At 63.3% G+C, this 1,627-nt stretch carries 1 protein-coding gene; it reads right to left on the minus strand.

Annotated elements, in window-relative coordinates; translation table 11 throughout:
• Positions 1–1,627, minus strand: a 1,627-nt coding sequence (xsc, locus tag AC2FJB_RS22810) for a sulfoacetaldehyde acetyltransferase (RefSeq protein ID WP_496721240.1), incomplete at both ends; no start/stop codon positions are given.

Consider the following 1,627-nt stretch of genomic DNA (forward strand, 5'->3'; position numbering starts at 1 on the left):
CCTGATCTTTCATTTCGTCGGCTGAGATTCCGGCGACTGCGACGGGTTTTTTCATTGCGTCGCGGCGGAAGGGCTCGCCGAGTTCCTGGTTGATCAGGGCTTCGATCAGCGTGGTGATGCCGTTCTTCTGGTCCTCGATTGCCTGGTTCAGCGCCGCGGTCAGCTCGTCCTGGGTGCGGGCAACGACGCCCTTCAGACCACAGGCCTGCGCAATACCGGCGTAAGACACTTTGGTGTCCAGCTCGGTGCCCACGAAGTTGTCGTCAAACCACAGGGTCGAGTTGCGCTTTTCCGCGCCCCACTGATAGTTGCGGAAGACGATCTGGGTCACGGCAGGCCATTCCTCGCGGCCGATCGCGGTCAGTTCGTTCACCGCGATGCCGAATGCACCATCACCGGCAAAGCCCACAACCGGAACGTCCGGGCAGCCGATCTTGGCGCCGACGATGGCGGGCAGCCCATAGCCGCAGGGGCCGAACAGGCCCGGCGCCAGGTACTTGCGGCCCTCTTCAAACGACGGATAGGCGTTGCCGATGGCGCAGTTGTTGCCGATATCGGACGAGATGATCGCCTCTTTCGGCAGCGCCGCCTGAATCGCGCGCCACGCCATGCGCGGGCTCATCCAGTCCGGCTTGGCGTCACGGGCGCGCTGGTTCCAGGTGGTGCCCGGATCGTCATCCTCGTGGGTCATCGAGGTCAGCTCCTGCGCCCAGGCGGATTTTTTCTGCGCAATGCGTTCGTTGCGCTCCTTGCGGCCTTCGTCACCGGCGGTGTCGCTCAGCTGGGCCAGAATGCCTTGGGCCACCTTGGCCGCATCACCGACGATACCGACGGTGACAGTTTTGGTCAGGCCGATGCGGTCGGGGTTGATGTCGACCTGGATGATCTTGGCATTCGCCGGCCAGTATTCCATGCCATAGCCCGGCAGGGTCGAGAACGGGTTCAGACGGGTGCCAAGACACAGAACAACATCAGCCTCGCTGATCAGCTCCATCCCGGCCTTCGAACCGTTATAGCCCAGGGGGCCGGCAAACAGCGGGTGGTTGCCGGGGAAGGCGTCGTTGTGCTGATAGCCGACGCAGACCGGCGCATTCAGACGCTCGGCCAGTGCCTTCGACGCCTCGATCCCGCCCTTGGACAGGACAACGCCCGCACCGTTCAGGATAACGGGGTTCTTGGCGTTCGACAGCAGCTCGGCCGCCTGTGCCACGGCGGTTTCGCCGCCCGAGGGGCGTTCGAAATCGACGATGGCGGGCAGATCAACATCGATCACCTGAGTCCACATATCACGCGGGATGTTCAGCTGAGCCGGCGCGCTGGCGCGCTTGGCCTGCATGATCACACGGTTCAGAACCTCGCAGACGCGGGTCGGGTCGCGGACCTCTTCCTGATAGGCGACCATGTCCTCGAACAGCTTCATCTGCTCGACTTCCTGGAAGCCGCCCTGACCGATGGTCTTGTTCGCCGCCTGCGGCGTCACCAGCAGCAGCGGGGTGTGGTTCCAGTAAGCCGTCTTCACGGCGGTCACGAAATTGGTGATGCCGGGGCCGTTCTGCGCAATCATCATCGACATCTTGCCGGTCGCTCGGGTGTAGCCATCCGCCATCATCCCCGCACTGCCTTCATG

Source organism: Ruegeria sp. CDSC085, assembly GCF_059610465.1.